This window comes from Chenggangzhangella methanolivorans (assembly GCF_019797865.1).
Classification (GTDB): Bacteria; Pseudomonadota; Alphaproteobacteria; order Rhizobiales; family Methylopilaceae; genus Methylopila; species Methylopila methanolivorans.
This window is the reverse complement of record NZ_CP081869.1, coordinates 5,301,220-5,316,597: the sequence shown is the minus strand read 5'-3', so window position 1 is coordinate 5,316,597 and position 15,378 is coordinate 5,301,220. Positions and strand designations below refer to the sequence as shown.

Genomic DNA, 15,378 nt, shown 5'->3' with positions numbered 1-15,378 from the left:
GTCAATCTGGAACGTCTCTAGCAGGGCTTTGCCGTAGGCGGAACGCCCTACGTCACGCGGCGGTCATAACCGCGCCCGGTTTTCGCCGCGCGACGATCGGCGTCCAGGCTTTCAGAAAGGCCTCGCCGTCTTGGGCGCCCGACGACCAGCCGAAGCTCACACGCAGCATTCCGGTGGAGAGATCGTGATCGATCCCCATCGCGTCAAGCACCGGCGACGCCTTGGTTTTCCCGGAAGAACAGGCCGAGCCTGCCGAAACCGCGATCCCTGCGAGATCGAGCGCGATCATGGCGTTCGCGGACGACAGGCCGCGAACCGCAAAGCAGCTGGTGTTCGGCAGACGCGACACGCCCTCCCCGAACACAGTGAGATCGCCCAGAGCGCGCAGCCCCGCCTCCAACGCATCCCTGACCTGCGCAAGGTCCGCAAAGGCTTCAAGCCCCGCCGCCTCCTCCGCCGCCACGCCCATCCCGACGAAGCCAGCGACGTTTTCGGTGCCGCCGCGCCAGCCCTTTTCCTGGCCTCCGCCGCGGACGAGCGGCTCGTCGACCGAAAGTCCTTCATGCGCTCGCGCCAGCGCGCCGACGCCCGCCGGCCCGCCGAACTTGTGGGCCGCGATCGCCAGGAAGTCGCAGCCGAGTTCGCCGATGTCGACCGGGATCTTGCCCGCCGCCTGCACGGCGTCGACGTGGACGAGGCCGCCGTGGCGCTTGGCGATCGCGGCGGCCTCCGCCACCGGCTGGATGACGCCGGTCTCGTTGTTGGCCGCCATCAGCGCGAGGATCATGCGCTCATCGGGATGGACCGAGGCGTGGCGGGCGAACGCCGCCTCCACCGCCTGGAGGTCCACGACGCCGCGACCGTCGACCGGGATGGTTTCGACCGCGGCGGACGGAAACCGCGCGCCGGCGGCGACGGCCGGATGCTCGACGGCGGAGACCGCAAGCCGGGTCACGCGCCGCAGATCGCGCGAGTCGCGGATCGTCGGGGTCAAAGCAAGGTTCGAGGCTTCGGTGCCGCCGCTCGTGAAGGTGACGCAGGCCGCGTCCGCGCCGACGAGCGCGGCGACCTTCCGGCGCGCCTCTTCGACGAGCGCGCGCTTGGCGCGGCCTTCCGCATGGACCGAGGAGGGATTGCCGGTCGCTGCGAGCACGTCGGCCATCGCGGCTGCGACGGAGGGGCGCGTCGCAGTCGTGGCGTTGTGATCGAGATAGACGCGGGCGACGGTCATGCTGGCTCTTCGCTCGAGCCGCCGCGCGGACGCCGGCGAACGTCACGCGATCCTTGCAAGGCGACCGACCATCCGTGCTAGAGACGACCGTCCCGCCGCGCAAGACGGCATATCTCAACAGCCGCGCGCGACAGCATTAAGGATTCGTCATGCCCGAGGTGATTTTCAACGGCCCCGCCGGCCGGCTCGAGGGCCGCTACCACCCCGCCAAGCGCCGCCGCGCACCGATCGCGCTCATCCTGCACCCTCACCCGCAGTTCGGGGGCACGATGAACAACCAGATCGTCTACAATCTCTATTACGCGTTTCTGAACCGCGGTTTTTCGGTCCTGCGTTTCAACTTCCGCGGCGTCGGCCGCAGCCAGGGGGCGTTCGACCATGGCTCGGGCGAGCTGTCGGACTCGGCCTCGGCGCTCGACTGGGCGCAGGCTCTCAATCCCGACGCGCGCGCCTGCTGGATCGCGGGCGTGTCCTTCGGCGCCTGGATCGGCATGCAGCTGCTGATGCGCCGTCCCGAGGTCGAGGGCTTCATCTCGGTCGCCCCGCCCGCCAACCGCTTCGACTTCTCGTTCCTGGCCCCCTGCCCGTCGTCCGGCCTGTTCGTCCATGGCGACCAGGACCGCGTCGCTCCGATGAAGGACGTCCAGACGCTGATCGAGAAGCTCAAGACGCAAAAGGGCATCGTGATCGACCAGTCGATCATCCCGGGCGCCAACCACTTCTTCGAGAACCGCGTCGACGAGCTGCTCGTCGAGGTGAACTCCTATCTCGACAAGCGCCTTGGCCCGACCGGCGATCCGATCGTCGAGGGCGGCGAGAGCGCGGCGTAAGCGCTGGCTTGGAACCAACGATGATGCGGCGACGAGAGATTGTTCTGGCGGCCGGCGGAGCGCTGGCTGCGTCGTTGTTCCACCAAGCGCACGGACGCGAGGTCGGCGGCCGCACGGCGACAGTAACAGCGTCATCTCTCGGTCTCACCGCAGACGGGCGGACCGACATGCGGGCGGCGCTCTCAAAAGCGCTGAACTCCGGCACCGTGGTCGATGGCCAAGGCGGCGCCTTCGCGGTTCGCGGAAATCTTGAGGGGGCTGAGAATTTCAAGGGGCTGGTCAACGCCCGGCTCATTCAGCTTGAGCCAGACGGACCCAACCGCCGCACGCTGGCGATCTCGAATGCTCTGATTTTGTGCTTGAGAACGTCACGGTGCGCCGCGGCGGCACCGGTCGAGAGCATCCCGAGCTAAAGATGGTGAATGACAACGGCGGGATTTTCATTAGCAAATGCACTAACTTCTCTGTTAGGGGCCTCGCCGTCGGCGGCGGCGGCATCGGGTCGGGAATTGCGTTTCTCTACTGCGATAACTTCACGGCCGATGACGTTTCGGCCTCGGACATGCGCTATCGCCTCGATGAACATCCGAAGGACGACGCGATCCAAGGCATTTGGATGGCGCGTTGCTCGAAGTTTAAGCTACGGCACGCGAAAGCGTCGGACATTGGCGGCACAGACAAACGCTGGGCCGTGTTCGACAATAATCGTGGGCTTGCAGTTGCGGGCTGCAACGACTTTTCGGTTGAAGATCTAGACGTTCGACGAGTCGGTCAGGCGGTCGACTTCAGCGGCAGCGGAGCGAACGAACGTTTTCGCGTAATCCGCGGCGTGGCGGAGGACTGTTACAGCTGGGGATTCAAGTTTGCGAATAGCTCGATCACCGGGGAAGTCGTAGACGCCGTTTCACGCCGTTGCGGCATTGGTGGTTTCGTTATTACGGGACCAGGCGACGCATCGAACCCCCTGACAGGAGACGTCCGGTTTCTCCGCTGCCTGGCCGAGGATGTGGTGGGATCACACCCCAATCCGTCGGCGAGCTACGGCTTCGCTACCGACGCCCGCCAGATCGCGCGAAGCTATCCGAGAGGCGTGATTTTTGAGGAATGCGTCGCACGAGCTGGAGACCTGCACTGTTGCATGAGGGTCGGCTTCCGCAACGACGTTCCAGTGGAAATGGCTGAGGACCGGCCGAACCGGGCGATCCGTTGCCGCGTCGAAGGACCAATTGAAATTCCATACATGGGCTTCTGAGGACCCGCGGGGTCTGCGTCAGGGCCGCGCCAGCACTCCGCCGGTCATCGGACGCGGCGCCCCTGTCGTTCCCGGATAGGTCAAAGGCAGGCCCCTGAGGCTTTCTGACCGCCAGCACCGCAAAGGCCTGCGCTTCGATGGCGTCGGCCGCCAGACCGATCTCGTCGGCGGTCTTCACCTTGGCGCCGAGACGCTCCCGCAGCATCGTGAGGAGCGTCGGGTTTCTCGCCCCTCCCCCTGCGACGATCCAGAGAGCGGGCTTGGCCGGCAGATGCGCGGCGGCCGCTGCGACCGACGCCGCCGTGAAGGCAGCGAGCGTCGCCAGCGCGTCGGCGAGCGGAAGCGCGTCCGTGACGGTCGCGTCGAACGCATTGCGGTCGAGCGACTTCGGCGGCCGCCTCGAAAAATAGGGATGCGCCATCAGCGCGCCGAGCGCGGCGTCGTCCGGGCGTCCCGTTGCCGCGATCCGGCCGTCCTCGTCGAAGGCCTGGCCCGTTTCGCGCGAAAGCCGGTCGTCCATGAGGGCGTTCGCGGGGCCGGTGTCGAAGGCGATCAGTTCGCCGTCCTCGCCGATGAAGGTGACGTTGCCGACGCCGCCAAGGTTCAGAACGGCGAGCGGCCGCGGCAGGCCGAGCCCGCCGACGAGCACCGGGTGGATGGTCGGCGCCAACGGCGCGCCCTGCCCGCCCGCGGCGACGTCCGCGGCGCGAAAATCATAGACCACGGGCCGTCCGAGCGTCCGCGCCAAGGCGGCGCCATCGCCGATCTGGACGGTCAGGCGATCCTCCGGCCGGTGCAGCACCGTCTGCCCGTGAAAGCCGACCACGTCGACGCCCGCGAGATCGATGGCGTTGTCGGCCGCGAAGGCGTTGACCGCAGCGGCGTGCGCGCCGGTGACGATCTCCTCGGCCTCGGCGACGGCGCCGGGCCGGGCGTCACGGTCGGTCATTCCGACCGCCTCCCCCAAAGCCCGCGCGAGCACCGCGCGTTCGGCGGCATGATAGGGTCGATAGCCGGTCGGCCCGAACGACGTGATGCGCTCGCCGTCGGTCTCGACGAGCGCGACGTCGACCCCGTCGAAAGAGGTCCCGCTCATCAGCCCGATCGCGCGCATGCGCCGCCCTCCAGCACGCGCCGAAGGGCGCGGCGACTTAGCGCTCCCATGCTCGTCGCAGAGAACGCGGCGTCAAGACTGCTGGGCGGGAGCCGCAGTCGCGGCCCCCGCCCCGGCCGTGGTCAGGCGGCCTGCTTCAGCGACGCCATGTCGACGACGAAGCGATACTTCACGTCGCTCTTCAGCATCCGGCCATAGGCCTTCTCGATGTCCTGGATGTTGATGAGCTCGATGTCCGAGGTGATGCCGTGCTTGCCGCAGAAATCGAGCATCTCCTGCGTCTCCGCGATGCCGCCGATGAGCGAACCGGCGAAGTTGCGGCGGGAGAAGATCAGGCTGAACACGGCGACGGCGAGCGGATCTTCCGGCGCGCCGACCTGGCACAGCGTCGCGTCGCGCTTCAGCAGCCAGATGTATTCGTTGATGTCGTGGTTGGCCGCGACGCAATCGAGGATGAAGTCGAAGCTCGAAGCGTGGGCCTGCATCTGCTCCTTGTCCTTCGAGATCACGACCTCGTCGGCGCCGAGCTTCTTGGCGTCCTCGACCTTGTTCGGAGAGGTGGTGAACAGCACCACATGGGCCCCCATGGCGTGGGCGAGCTTCACGCCCATATGCCCCAGGCCGCCGAGGCCCACGATGCCGACCTTCTGGCCGGGCCCGACCTTCCAGCGCTTGAGCGGCGAATACGTGGTGATGCCGGCGCAGAGCAGCGGCGCCGCGGCCGCGAGATCGAGATTGTCCGGAAGGTGGAGGACGAAGCTCTCGTCGCAGACGATCTGGTCGGAATAGCCGCCGTAGGTGTTCTCGCCGGTCTGCTTGTCGGCGCCGTTATAGGTGCCGACGAAACCGTTCTCGCAATATTGCTCGAGCCCTTCCTTGCAGCTCGCGCAGCTGCGGCAACTGTCGACCAGGCAGCCGATCGCGGCGTTCTGGCCGACCTTGAACTTGGTCACCTGCGGGCCGACCTCGACAACCTTGCCGACGATCTCGTGGCCCGGGAGACAGGGATAGACGGTGTTCTTCCACTCGTTGCGGGCCTGGTGCAGGTCGGAATGGCAGACGCCGCAATAGGCGATCTCGATGCGCACGTCGCTCGGGCGCAGGGCGCGACGCTCAAAGCTGAACGGAGCGAGCGGCTTGTCGGCGGCTTCGGCGGCATATCCGGTGCATGAAAACATGGAATGATCCTTTGGATTTCGCCGCGGCCGCAGTCTCGCGGCGACTGGCGACGCGCGCGACTTAGGGCGCGCTTATCCGAAGTCCCGTTGCGTATGGGCACATACAACGCAGCGGACAGGCAAGAACGCTTCTTTTGCGCGCCCGGACGCTCAGAGACCCGCCATGTAGGTGGGCAGCGCCGCCATGTTCGGCACCACGACGAGCTTGGCGATCTCGCCGGCTTTGAAGGCTCTCAGGAAGCGGCCGTAATCCTTGAAGACGACGCAACCGTTCGACTGCGAGCGGGGGCCGCCGCCAGCGTACATGTAGGAATGAGCCAGCAGGCCGTCGCGATTGAAGACTTTCTTCTGATCGCGCGGCAGCAGCCGAATGGCTTCAGTGCCGTGGAACAGGGCCTCGCGCATTCTCATGTCGTAGACGTTGGGCGGCGTCGGGCCGCGGTTTTTTTCGCGCACATAGGCTGCGTTGTCCTGCCTGTGCGCGAGGCCCGAATGCGCCTCGAGTCGCTCGCCGTTCGGCAGGCGCACGGTCGCGGAGGCGATGTCGTAGATCGCAATCCCCCGCCGGCCGGAAAGCAGACGCGAAGCGTCGTCGCGGCCGAGCAGGCTGCTGAAGAAGCCGCCGGGGGTGTCGGTCTTCGTTTCGGTCTCGGGAGCCGCATAGGCGAGCGCAGTGGGCCGAGGAGACGGAGCCCCGGGCGCCTTGGTCTCCGGCCGAACGACCGTGGCCTCGGCGCGCAAGGGCGCGACCGGTTGCGACAGGCGGGCGAACTCGACTGGACGCGGCCTCGGGACAGGCACGACGACCGGCTCCGCGACCAGGGGCCGTTCGACCGCCATCGGCTCGACAATCGCCGGAGCCGGCGCAGGCTGCTCCAGCGCGGCGAGCCGGACGACAGGCGTCGGCGGGACCACGGACGCTTCGACGGGCGGCGCCGGCGCGATCACGCGAGGAGCTGGCACCGGCTCGATCGCCCGGGCCGGCGCCGGTCCGAGCGAGGCGATCCTGACGGCCGACGGCCTCTGATCCTGTGCGACGCGAGCCTCGCTCATCTCGGCGCCGAGCGTCGCCAGTTTCTCGCCGAGAGCCTTGGAGCCCCCACGCCCGAACTCGGCGTCATGTTCGGCGAACAGCGCGGACCATTTTCCCGCTGAAGTCCCCGCCCCCGAAGCGACCTGAGGCTGGCGCCAATCCGCGAGCGCTCCCGGGCGATGCGAGGCCGCGGCGACGAGGTTTGCGGTCGCCATCGACGTCACGGCAAGCAATGCCGCGATCGCGCCGCCGCTCGCCAGGAACAGCCCCGCCCCGACACAGATCAGCCGGCCCCTGCGGCCCGAACCCGCTACGCGAACGCTTGCACTCATCGACCGGCATCCCCCGACGCCAACGGCGCGGTCGGTTACTCCCAAGACTTTCGCCGCGGCCCGACACGATCGGCGTCGTGAGGCTTCAGCTTAGTCCTCCAGATGGTGGCGCAAAAACGTTAACCATCTTTGCGTGCGCGATCGAACAGGCGTTCGGCGTGGATTTGGTCCGCGAACCTGCTACACACCGCGCTCTTCTTTCCGCCTCGCCGACCGAGCTTTTCTGATGACCGCCTACGCCTCCGACCTTCTGCGCCTGCTCGACGAGCGCGGGCAGATCCATCAGGTCTCCGAGCCGCACGAACTCGACAAGCTGGCGTCGGAGGGCCGGGTCACGGCCTATATCGGCTACGATCTGACCGCGGCCTCGCTCCATGTCGGCCATATGGCCAACATCATGATGCTGCGCCGGCTCCAGCAGGCCGGCCACAAGCCGATCGTGCTGATGGGCGGCGGCACCACCAAGATCGGCGATCCCTCGTTCCGCGACACCCAGCGTCCGCTTCTCGACGACGCCGCGATCGCGGCCAACAAGGCGACGATCAGAGGCGTCTTCACCCAGTTCATGAGCTTCGGCGAGGGCGCGGGCGACGCCGTCATGGTCGACAACGCCGAGTGGCTCGACCAGCTGGAATATGTGCCGTTCCTGCGAGAAATCGGCCGCCACTTCTCGGTCAACCGCATGCTGTCGTTCGACAGCGTGAAGAGCCGCCTCGAGCAGGAGCAGCCGTTCTCCTTCCTCGAGTTCAACTACATGATCCTGCAGGCCTACGACTTCCTGGAGCTGAACCGCCGCTACGGCTGCCGGCTGCAGATGGGCGGCTCGGACCAGTGGGGCAACATCGTCAACGGCATCGAGCTCGGCCGCCGGGTCGACCAGGCGCAGCTTTTCGCGCTCACCTGCCCGCTGATCACCACCGCGTCCGGCGCCAAGATGGGCAAGACCGCGGGCGGCGCGGTGTGGCTCAACGCCGACATGACCGGTCCCTTCGCCTTCTGGCAGTACTGGCGCAACGTCGACGACGCCGACGTCGAGCGGTTCCTGAAGCTCTTCACCGACCTGCCGCTCGACGAGATCGCGCGGCTCGGCGCGCTCCAGGGCAACGAGATCAACGAGGCCAAGAAGGTGTTGGCCACCGAAGCCACCGCGATCGTCCATGGCCGCGCGGCGGCCGAGGCCGCGCTCGAGACCGCCCGCAAGACCTTCGAGGAAGGCGCGCTTGCCCAATCGCTGCCGACCGTCGAGGTCGACGCCGCGGCGCTTTCGGCGGGCGTCGGCGTGCTGACGGCGTTCGCCGAACTCGCCGGGCTCGTCGCGTCGAACGGGGAGGCGCGCCGTCAGGTGAAGGGCGGCGGCCTGCGGGTGAATGACGCGCCGGTCACCGACGAGCGCGCGACGCTGACCTCGGCGGATCTCGTCGACGGCGTGATCAAGCTTTCGCTCGGCCGCAAGAAGCACGTGCTGCTGCGGCCAGCCGGCTGACGCGCTCGGGCTGAACTGCGCGCGTCTCGAAGCGCGCGGTCGGCTTCAGCCGCCGCTACTGCGCGGTCGCCCCATCGGCGGCGTTGCCGCCGCTCGTGCTTCCTGTCGCGGCGTCCCCGCTCGGCGCGCTCTGGCGGAACTCGAACAGCTTCCGGAAAAATCCCGGCGCGACCGCCGACATTGGATTGATCACGACCGCCGGCTGGTTGGTCGCGCCTCGCACCTGGAACGTCACGCCCACGAGGCCGCCGTTCTTGCCGCCGCCGAGCAGCGCTCCGATGATCGGCACCCGGCTGACGAGATTGTTGAGAGCGTAGATCGGCACGAAGGTGCCGACGAGATCGACCTTGTCGGCGGCGTAGTTCACCGTGCCCGACATGGTCGCGCCGATCGTGGGCCCGTAGACCACGGCCTCGTCCACCTTGATCATTCCGGTCGACTGGACGAACTGCACCTGCAGGCGGTCGAAGCGCGTCGCGCCGCGCGAGGCCGCGGCCGCGGCCGCGCCCTGATCGGCGTTGGTGGTTCGCCGCACCCGCTCCAGCGCGGTCTCGTTGCGGACCGAGAAATTCCGGATGCGCAGAACGCCTGGGCCGCCGGCGAGCGAGGCGTTGAGGTCGAACGCGCCGCCGTCGATGCGGCCGTAGAGGTCGGCGAAACGGAAGAAGGAACCGGCGTCGCCGCCCTTCACGGCAAGCCGCCCGTCCTCGCCGGTGGCGAAGGAGATCGGGGCGGATCCGACGCGCCCCGATCCCTCCGCCTCGCGCACCTTGCCGTCGCGCACCGCGAGCTTCACGTCGAGCCCCGCTACGGCCTCGTCGCCGTAGCCGAGCCCGGTGCCGAGCTTGGCGGTGACGTCGAGGTTCTTCGGGGCCGAGCTGCTGTCGGATTTCGCCGCGCCGCCGCCAGGGCCGGGCTTCCCGCGAACCTTGTCGAGGATCGGCTTGAGGTCGAGCGCCGCGCCCTGAACCGCAATCGCCGTGACGCCGCCCTTGGCCTTGTCGATCTCCACCTTCGCGTCGTCGCCGGGACCCGGCCGGTAGATCGGCAGGTTCGCCGAGAGAAGATCGCCCTTCGGGCCGAATTCGATCGTGCCGCGAACGCTCCTGTCGCCGCTTTCCAGCACGAAGTCTTTGAGCGTGGTCTTGTCTGACCCCTTCTCGACCACGAAGCCGAGGCGGCCTGCGCGCCCTGCGGGCTTCCTGAAGCCCGGCACCACGCCGTCGATGCCGACCGCGGCGAGGTCGGCCTTCACCACCATGGGCGCGCTCTGGTCGTCGAGCATGATGTCGGCCGACAGCGGGATCGATCCCGTCAGCGCGCCCGGTATATCGAGACCGAGCTTCTGGAGGTCGGTCGCGTCGGCGGTCAGCGTCACGGCAAGCTTGCGGCGCGGCGGAGCGCCGTCCGAGCCCGGCGTCTCGGTGATCTGCACGACGGCGGGCGCGCCGCCCACCTGTCCCTTTCCGCTGAGCGTCGTCGGCTGGTCGCCTGCCTTCAGCGAGAGCGTCCCCCGCTCGAAGTTGCGGCCCGCGAACACGCCCGCGATCCTGACGTCGCGCGCCTCCGCCGTGACCTTGACGACAGGCGGCGGCGACTGGCCCGGCGGATGGCTGAGCTCGACGTCGATCGCGACGTCGGAGGTCACCTTGCCCGAGACCTTGCTGACGTCGAGCTGCTGCGGAATGGGGTTTTGGCCGAGTTGGCCCGAGCCGACGAGGGTGAGCGCGCGACGCAGCGACCCGTCGACGGTCAGGGTCACCCGCGCCTTCGGATAGCGCGGCGCGAGATCGTCGACGCGAAACAGCACGTTCTGCACCGCAAGCGGACCGTCGGCCTCCGAGCTTGGGATCTCGGCGCGCTCGATCGTCACGTCGACCTTGCGCGAGGTGGCGAGCACCCGGCCCTTCGCCTTCTCGATCCAGGGCAAGCTGGCGGAGCCCCGCAGCGTGCCTTCGGTGAAGGGAATGTCGAGCGACATCGAACCGGGAGGCAGCGGATCGTGCGGCCCCATGGCGGCGAAAGCTCCGGAGGGCACGTCGAGGGTCAGCGAGAGACCATCGACCGTGCCTGCGCCGACATTCTCCACCACCCACTCGCGGATCGAAGTCCCGAGGAAGAACGGCCAGAGCCGCTTCACTGCAGGAGGCCGGCATGGAGGTCGACACCAGACCGAGGCGAACCGCGGGACTGGCGCCCTCGAAGCGGACGAGCCCCGTCAGCGCGGCGTGAGCGGTCGGGCCCTGAAGCTGGCCGCGCACGATTTCGAGCACGCCGGCGGTCGGATCGAAGGTCGCGGACAGGTCGATGCGGTCGAGCCTCAAGGGGGGATCGGCCTGGGTGTCGCCGGAAAGCAGGACGTCCCCGCCCGAGACCTCGGCCGCCCACGGCTTTCCGGGCCCGGACGGCGCCGTCAGTAGGCCGGAAAACGCCAACTGACCGCCGGGCCCGCGGATCTGCGACGGTTCGATCACGAGCGCCCGTCGAACCGGATCCCAGCGGGTCGCAAGTTGAAGGCGGTCCACCGAGATGGCGGACCGCCGTCCGTTCTCCTTCGGCGCGGGCAGGTCCTGGCAAGGCGAACTGAAGGCCGCGGGCCTCGAGCCGGCCTTCGGCGGCCAGCAGCGTCGCCTCTCGTCCGATCCGGGCGCTGAAATGACCGGACAGGCGTCCCTTGGCGGGCGACGCGCCGGCCTTTTCGGCGAACGGCGCGGAATAGGGCGCGAGATCGACGTTCTCGAGCCCGAGGTCGAGCGAACGCGATTGGTCCGGCGCCGACGCCGAGACCGTCACCGCCGTGGTCCAGCGGTCTTCCGCCCGCGCCGAGGAAGCGGTGAGCGCAAGCGCCCCCCCTGCCCCGCGCGACAGTCTGAGGTCGACGCCGTCAAGCGACAGCGGCGCGCGGGCGCGCGGCGCGATCAGGACGGTCGCTCCCGTGACCTCCACCTCCTCGAGCGCGCCCGCGGCCCCGTCCGCGCCGAGCAGACGGTCGAGGTCTCCGATGGCGGCGAGGATGCGGTCAGGCAAGTCGGAGTTCTTCGACGCCGCGTCCACCGCCATGTCGAAGCGCATGTCGAGCCGGGGATCGGTCACATGGACGGTGCGGATCTTCACGTCGCCTGCAAGCAGGCTCATCCCGTCGAGACGAAGCTCCGCCCTCGGAACGCTCGCCACCACAGGGCCGCCTCCGGCTTCCGTGATGGTGAGGTCCACGAGCCGCAGCTCGACGCCGTCCGGTCCGCGCTGGAGCTCGGCGTCGTCGATCTTGACCGCATAACTTGCGCCGAGCCGCTCCTGCAGCGCCGCCTGCACGCGAGGCGCGACCTGAGAGGCGGGAATCGGCAGATAGAGGATGGCGAGCCAGACCGCCGCCGCGACTGCGACGAGCGCCGCGACGCCGCTGAGCGCAAGGCTGAGGATCCGCCGCGCCGTCGGCTTCGGCGAGGCGGGAAGCCCGTCGGCCCGAACCCGCCGGCGTGGAAACGCGAACGCCGCAAGCCGCTTGCGCCGGCTCACAGACGGTTGCGCGGCCGCGGACGAGTCCGTCCGTCCGCCATCGATCACCGGCTTTTCGATCCCTGACGCGTCCGGCATTCCGAGATACGGGTCTCCTCCGGGCAGGCGCCCCGTCGGACGCGCGTGTGACGGCGGGACTCAACCGTCTCGCCGAAGCGGCTGGACCCGGCCGCGGGACCGTGTTTCATCCTGACGTCCGCCGCAAGCTATTCCACGCCCTAAGCGGCGTTTTCATGAAGCCTCTGGAGGACGTCCAATGCCACATGCGCTTACCGTCGGATCGCCCGCGCCCGATTTCGAGCTTCCGGCGTCCGGAGGCGGATCGATCAGCCTCGCGTCTCTCAAGGGTAAGGCGGTGGCGCTTTATTTCTATCCGAAGGACGACACCAGCGGCTGCACCAAGGAGGCGATCGACTTCAATCGCCTGAAGGGCGACTTCGAAGCCGCCGGGGCGGTGGTGGTCGGCGTTTCGCCCGACAGCGTCGCGAGCCACGACAAGTTCAGGGCCAAGCACGGTCTCGGCTTCGATCTTGCGGCCGACGAGGAGAAGTCGATGCTCGAAGCCTATGGCGTCTGGCGGGAAAAGAGCATGTACGGCAAGAATTTCATGGGCGTCGCCCGCACCACGGTGCTGATCGACCGCGACGGAAACATCGCAAAAGTGTGGGAGAAGGTGAAGGTCGACGGCCACGCCGACGCCGTGCTCGCCGCGGTCAGGGCGCTCTAGGCGAACCTGCCGCCCAAGACCCCGGCGTTATCTGCTGATTAACCCTAACCGCCCACGATCCCTCAGTGTTTCCGCTGGAGGGATTCGATGCCGGTCGCAGGGGCCAAGGGGTATGGCGCAAGCCAGGGCGAGCGGATCGTCATCGAGCGCGGCGGACGGCGCATGGCGGTGCGGCTGCCGCGCTACGGCGTTTTCGCCGTCGTGGCCTCCCTGCTGGCGATCGTCGTCTGGTCGCTGTCGTCAGCGGCCTACATGATCTTCCACGACACCGTCGTGGCCGAGCTCAGGGCCGGCGCCAACGCCTCCGCGAACGTCTATGAGGCGCATCTCGCCACGCTGCGCGACGAGCTGGAGCGCGCCCGCACCCGCAGTCTCGTGGCGGCTTCGGGAATGGACGATCGCTTCGCCGAACTCGCGGCGCGCCAGGCCGCGATCGAAAAACGTCAGAGCCGTCTCGACGAGCTCGCCGATCTCGGGGCGGGCCTTTCCGCCCGCGCCGAGCGCCCGTCTCCGGCGGCGGCGGCGAAGCCACAGCCGCTCGACGTCGAAAGCCACGGCGCTCCCGAACTGCGTTCGTCGTCCGGCGACGCCGCCGATCGCATGTCGGCCTCGCTCGACGCGATCGAAGTCGATCAGGCCCGCGCGCTCGAAGGGCTGGCGATCCGCACCTCCGAGCGCCGCAAGACGCTGGAGCAGGTCTATGACGCGGCGCGCATCCGTCGCCCCGCCGTCGGCGACGGCCGGGCGCGCGGCGGGCCGTTCGAGCCCCTCCCCGCGGGCGCCCTCACTTTCGAAAGTCGGGCGCTCGAGGTCGAGGCCGACCGCGTCGCCGTCACGGCGTTCGAGCGCGGGCTCGCCGGGCGCCCATCCGCCTGCCCGTCCCCGCCGCGACGATCTCGAGCGGTTTCGGCGCGCGGCCCGATCCGTTCCTCGGCCGCGTCGCCTTCCACGCCGGCGTGGACTTTGAACGGGAACAGGGCGAGCCGGCCCGCGCCACCGCGGCCGGGCGCGTGACCAACGCCGAGTGGAGCGGGGGTTACGGCCTGATGGTCGAGATCGACCATGGCGGAGGTCTCGTGACCCGCTACGGACACCTGTCGTCGATCCTCGTGAAGGACGGAGACCAGGTCGAGATCGGCTCGGTGGTCGGCCGCGTCGGCTCCACCGGCCGCTCCACCGGCCCGCATCTCCACTACGAGACCCGCGTCAACGGCGAGGCGGTGGATCCGATGCGGTTCCTGAACGCCGGACGGTTGCTGGCGTCGCGGTGAGTTTCTTGTCCCGGACGTAATCCGGGAAAACCGAAGCGCCTTCAGAACAAGGCGTGGTTTGTCGAGCCAAACTCGAAAAGCGTCGCGGCTCTGGGTCCTGGCTCAAGGCCAGAACCCAGCTGGTGTTTCTTCAGTCCACGTCGTCGACGTCGCCGGCGGTCGTGCCATAGGCCCGCTGGGCGAGCGTCGCTTTCATGAAGTCGTCGAGTTCGCCGTCGAGCACGTCCTGCGGCGACGTGGAGGTGTGGCCGGTGCGGAGATCCTTCACGAGCTGATAGGGCTGCAGCACGTAGGAGCGGATCTGGTGGCCCCAGCCGATGTCGGTCTTGGCGGCCTGGTCGGCGGCGGCTTCCGCCTCGCGCTTCTTGAGCTCGGCCTCGTAGAGCTTGGCGCGCAGCATGTCCCAGGCGGTAGCCCGGTTCTTGTGCTGCGAGCGGTCGCCCTGCGAGACGACCATGATGCCGGTCGGATTGTGCACGAGGCGCACCGCCGACTCGGTCTTGTTGACGTGCTGGCCGCCGGCGCCGCCCGAGCGCATCGTATCGACGCGCACGTCGCTCTCATTGATCTCGATTTTGATCGTGTCGTCGATGACCGGATAGACGTCGATCGAAGCGAAGCTCGTCTGCCGGCGCGCGTTCGAATCGAACGGCGAGATGCGCACGAGACGGTGCACGCCGGCCTCGGTCTTCAGCCAGCCATAGGCCTTGTCGCCCTTGATCTGCAGCGTGGCCGCCTTGATGCCGGCCTGCTCGCCGTCCTGATGCTCGATCACGTCGATCTTGAAGCCGCGCCGCTCCGCCCAGCGGGGTGTACATGCGCAGCAGCATCTCGGCCCAGTCCTGGGACTCGGTGCCGCCGGCGCCGGGATGGATCTCGAGGAAGGTGTCGAACTGGTCGGCCTCGCCGGACAGCATCGCCGCGAGCTGCAGGCGTCCGCATTCGTCCTTGAGCGAACGAAGCGCGCCCTCGGCTTCGGTGACGACGCTCTCGTCGTCCTCCATCTCGCCGAGCTCGATCAGTTCGAGATTGTCCTTGAGGTCCTTCTCGATCCGGACCACGCCCGACATCTGGTCGTCGAGCGAGGTGCGCTCCTGCATGATCTTCTGCGCGCGCTGGGGATCGTCCCAGAGCGTGGGATCTTCGGCGATGTGGTTCAGTTCGTCGAGGCGGGCTTGTGCGACATCCCAGTCAAAGATGCCTCCTCAGCAGCCCGACTGACTGCTCGATGTCCTGAACGAGTGTTTCGATCTCGGCGCGCATGGGCCTTGGGCTGAATCCGGCTGGGGCTGCGGGGCCGCGACTGTTAGCCCGAGCCCCCGCCGCATGTAAACCGCGCGACTTCCGCGCAGCCTCGCCCTATGTGGGCCACGCGGCCGTTCGAGCCGCCGACGAAACGATGATCGGAAGG

The 15,378-nt window shown here is 68.3% G+C and carries 12 protein-coding genes and 2 pseudogenes; 7 read left to right on the top strand and 7 right to left on the bottom strand.

All coding sequences use genetic code 11. The features are described 5' to 3' along the window. Window positions 1–52: 52 nt before the first annotated feature. The gene (locus K6K41_RS27950) at window positions 53–1,231 is read right to left on the bottom strand and encodes a cysteine desulfurase family protein (RefSeq protein WP_261403229.1); all 1,179 of its coding nucleotides are present in this window, start codon (window positions 1,229–1,231) and stop codon (window positions 53–55) included. A 149-nt stretch (window positions 1,232–1,380) separates the two neighbouring features. On the opposite strand from K6K41_RS27950, the gene K6K41_RS27945 reads away from it, so the two are divergent. The 3 genes from K6K41_RS27945 (at window position 1,381) to K6K41_RS27935 (ending at window position 3,313) form a co-directional block, all read left to right on the top strand. Continuing rightward, on the top strand, window positions 1,381–2,061 hold the full coding sequence (locus K6K41_RS27945) for an alpha/beta hydrolase (protein ID WP_261403228.1): 681 nt from the start codon (window positions 1,381–1,383) through the stop codon (window positions 2,059–2,061). 167 nt (window positions 2,062–2,228) lie between these two features. Then, window positions 2,229–2,474 carry a hypothetical protein gene (locus K6K41_RS27940; RefSeq protein WP_261403227.1) on the top strand — a complete coding sequence of 82 codons (246 nt, stop codon included), beginning with the start codon at window positions 2,229–2,231 and terminating at the stop codon, window positions 2,472–2,474. A 2-nt stretch (window positions 2,475–2,476) separates the two neighbouring features. Beyond that, window positions 2,477–3,313, top strand: coding sequence for a hypothetical protein (locus tag K6K41_RS27935; RefSeq protein ID WP_261403226.1), 837 nt, complete (start codon window positions 2,477–2,479; stop codon window positions 3,311–3,313). An 18-nt stretch (window positions 3,314–3,331) separates the two neighbouring features. Here K6K41_RS27935 and K6K41_RS27930 read toward each other — a convergent pair. The 3 genes and pseudogenes from K6K41_RS27930 to K6K41_RS27920 form a co-directional block, all read right to left on the bottom strand. Beyond that, window positions 3,332–4,427, bottom strand: a pseudogene (locus K6K41_RS27930) (anhydro-N-acetylmuramic acid kinase). A gap of 122 nt (window positions 4,428–4,549) precedes the next feature. Then, window positions 4,550–5,605, bottom strand: a complete 1,056-nt coding sequence (locus tag K6K41_RS27925; RefSeq protein ID WP_261403225.1) for an NAD(P)-dependent alcohol dehydrogenase — start codon at window positions 5,603–5,605, stop codon at window positions 4,550–4,552. 150 nt (window positions 5,606–5,755) lie between these two features. Continuing rightward, window positions 5,756–6,970, bottom strand: coding sequence for a DUF2778 domain-containing protein (locus tag K6K41_RS27920; RefSeq protein WP_261403224.1), 1,215 nt, complete (start codon window positions 6,968–6,970; stop codon window positions 5,756–5,758). Between the two features lie 226 nt (window positions 6,971–7,196). Between K6K41_RS27920 and tyrS the strand changes: the two genes are divergently transcribed. Then, on the top strand, window positions 7,197–8,453 hold the full coding sequence (gene tyrS / locus K6K41_RS27915; RefSeq protein ID WP_261403223.1) for a tyrosine--tRNA ligase: 1,257 nt from the start codon (window positions 7,197–7,199) through the stop codon (window positions 8,451–8,453). A gap of 55 nt (window positions 8,454–8,508) precedes the next feature. Here the strand turns inward: tyrS and K6K41_RS27910 are convergent, their stop codons facing one another. Further along, a complete protein-coding gene (locus K6K41_RS27910; protein WP_261403222.1) occupies window positions 8,509–10,593 on the bottom strand; it encodes a DUF3971 domain-containing protein in 2,085 nt (694 codons plus the stop codon). Beyond that, window positions 10,590–11,969, bottom strand: coding sequence for a DUF748 domain-containing protein (locus K6K41_RS27905; protein WP_261403221.1), 1,380 nt, complete (start codon window positions 11,967–11,969; stop codon window positions 10,590–10,592). The genes K6K41_RS27910 and K6K41_RS27905 overlap by 4 nt, the downstream gene beginning before the upstream one ends. Window positions 11,970–12,225: 256 nt before the next feature. On the opposite strand from K6K41_RS27905, the gene K6K41_RS27900 reads away from it, so the two are divergent. The 3 genes from K6K41_RS27900 to K6K41_RS27890 all read left to right on the top strand — a co-directional run bounded on the left by K6K41_RS27900 (window position 12,226) and on the right by K6K41_RS27890 (window position 13,967). Then, entirely contained in the window at window positions 12,226–12,696 is a 471-nt protein-coding gene (locus K6K41_RS27900; protein WP_261403220.1) for a peroxiredoxin, read from the top strand. 87 nt (window positions 12,697–12,783) lie between these two features. Then, on the top strand, window positions 12,784–13,710 hold the full coding sequence (locus tag K6K41_RS27895; protein WP_261403219.1) for a hypothetical protein: 927 nt from the start codon (window positions 12,784–12,786) through the stop codon (window positions 13,708–13,710). Next, window positions 13,653–13,967, top strand: coding sequence for a M23 family metallopeptidase (locus K6K41_RS27890; protein WP_315855107.1), 315 nt, complete (start codon window positions 13,653–13,655; stop codon window positions 13,965–13,967). The genes K6K41_RS27895 and K6K41_RS27890 overlap by 58 nt, the downstream gene beginning before the upstream one ends. A gap of 130 nt (window positions 13,968–14,097) precedes the next feature. Here K6K41_RS27890 and prfB read toward each other — a convergent pair. Next, window positions 14,098–15,230 (bottom strand): annotated as a pseudogene (gene prfB, locus K6K41_RS27885) (peptide chain release factor 2). Between the last annotated feature and the right edge of the window lie 148 nt (window positions 15,231–15,378).

What these genes read in the sequence shown, in the direction of transcription:
- K6K41_RS27900 (WP_261403220.1), top strand. Translation starts at nt 12,226, where the DNA reads ATGCCACATGCGCTTACCGTCGGATCGCCCGCGCCCGATTTCGAGCTT.
- K6K41_RS27935 (WP_261403226.1), top strand. Translation starts at nt 2,477, where the DNA reads ATGGTGAATGACAACGGCGGGATTTTCATTAGCAAATGCACTAACTTC.
- tyrS (WP_261403223.1), top strand. Translation starts at nt 7,197, where the DNA reads ATGACCGCCTACGCCTCCGACCTTCTGCGCCTGCTCGACGAGCGCGGG.
- K6K41_RS27940 (WP_261403227.1), top strand. Translation starts at nt 2,229, where the DNA reads ATGCGGGCGGCGCTCTCAAAAGCGCTGAACTCCGGCACCGTGGTCGAT.
- K6K41_RS27925 (WP_261403225.1), bottom strand. Translation starts at nt 5,605, where the DNA reads ATGTTTTCATGCACCGGATATGCCGCCGAAGCCGCCGACAAGCCGCTC.
- K6K41_RS27895 (WP_261403219.1), top strand. Translation starts at nt 12,784, where the DNA reads ATGCCGGTCGCAGGGGCCAAGGGGTATGGCGCAAGCCAGGGCGAGCGG.
- K6K41_RS27950 (WP_261403229.1), bottom strand. Translation starts at nt 1,231, where the DNA reads ATGACCGTCGCCCGCGTCTATCTCGATCACAACGCCACGACTGCGACG.
- K6K41_RS27945 (WP_261403228.1), top strand. Translation starts at nt 1,381, where the DNA reads ATGCCCGAGGTGATTTTCAACGGCCCCGCCGGCCGGCTCGAGGGCCGC.
- K6K41_RS27920 (WP_261403224.1), bottom strand. Translation starts at nt 6,970, where the DNA reads ATGAGTGCAAGCGTTCGCGTAGCGGGTTCGGGCCGCAGGGGCCGGCTG.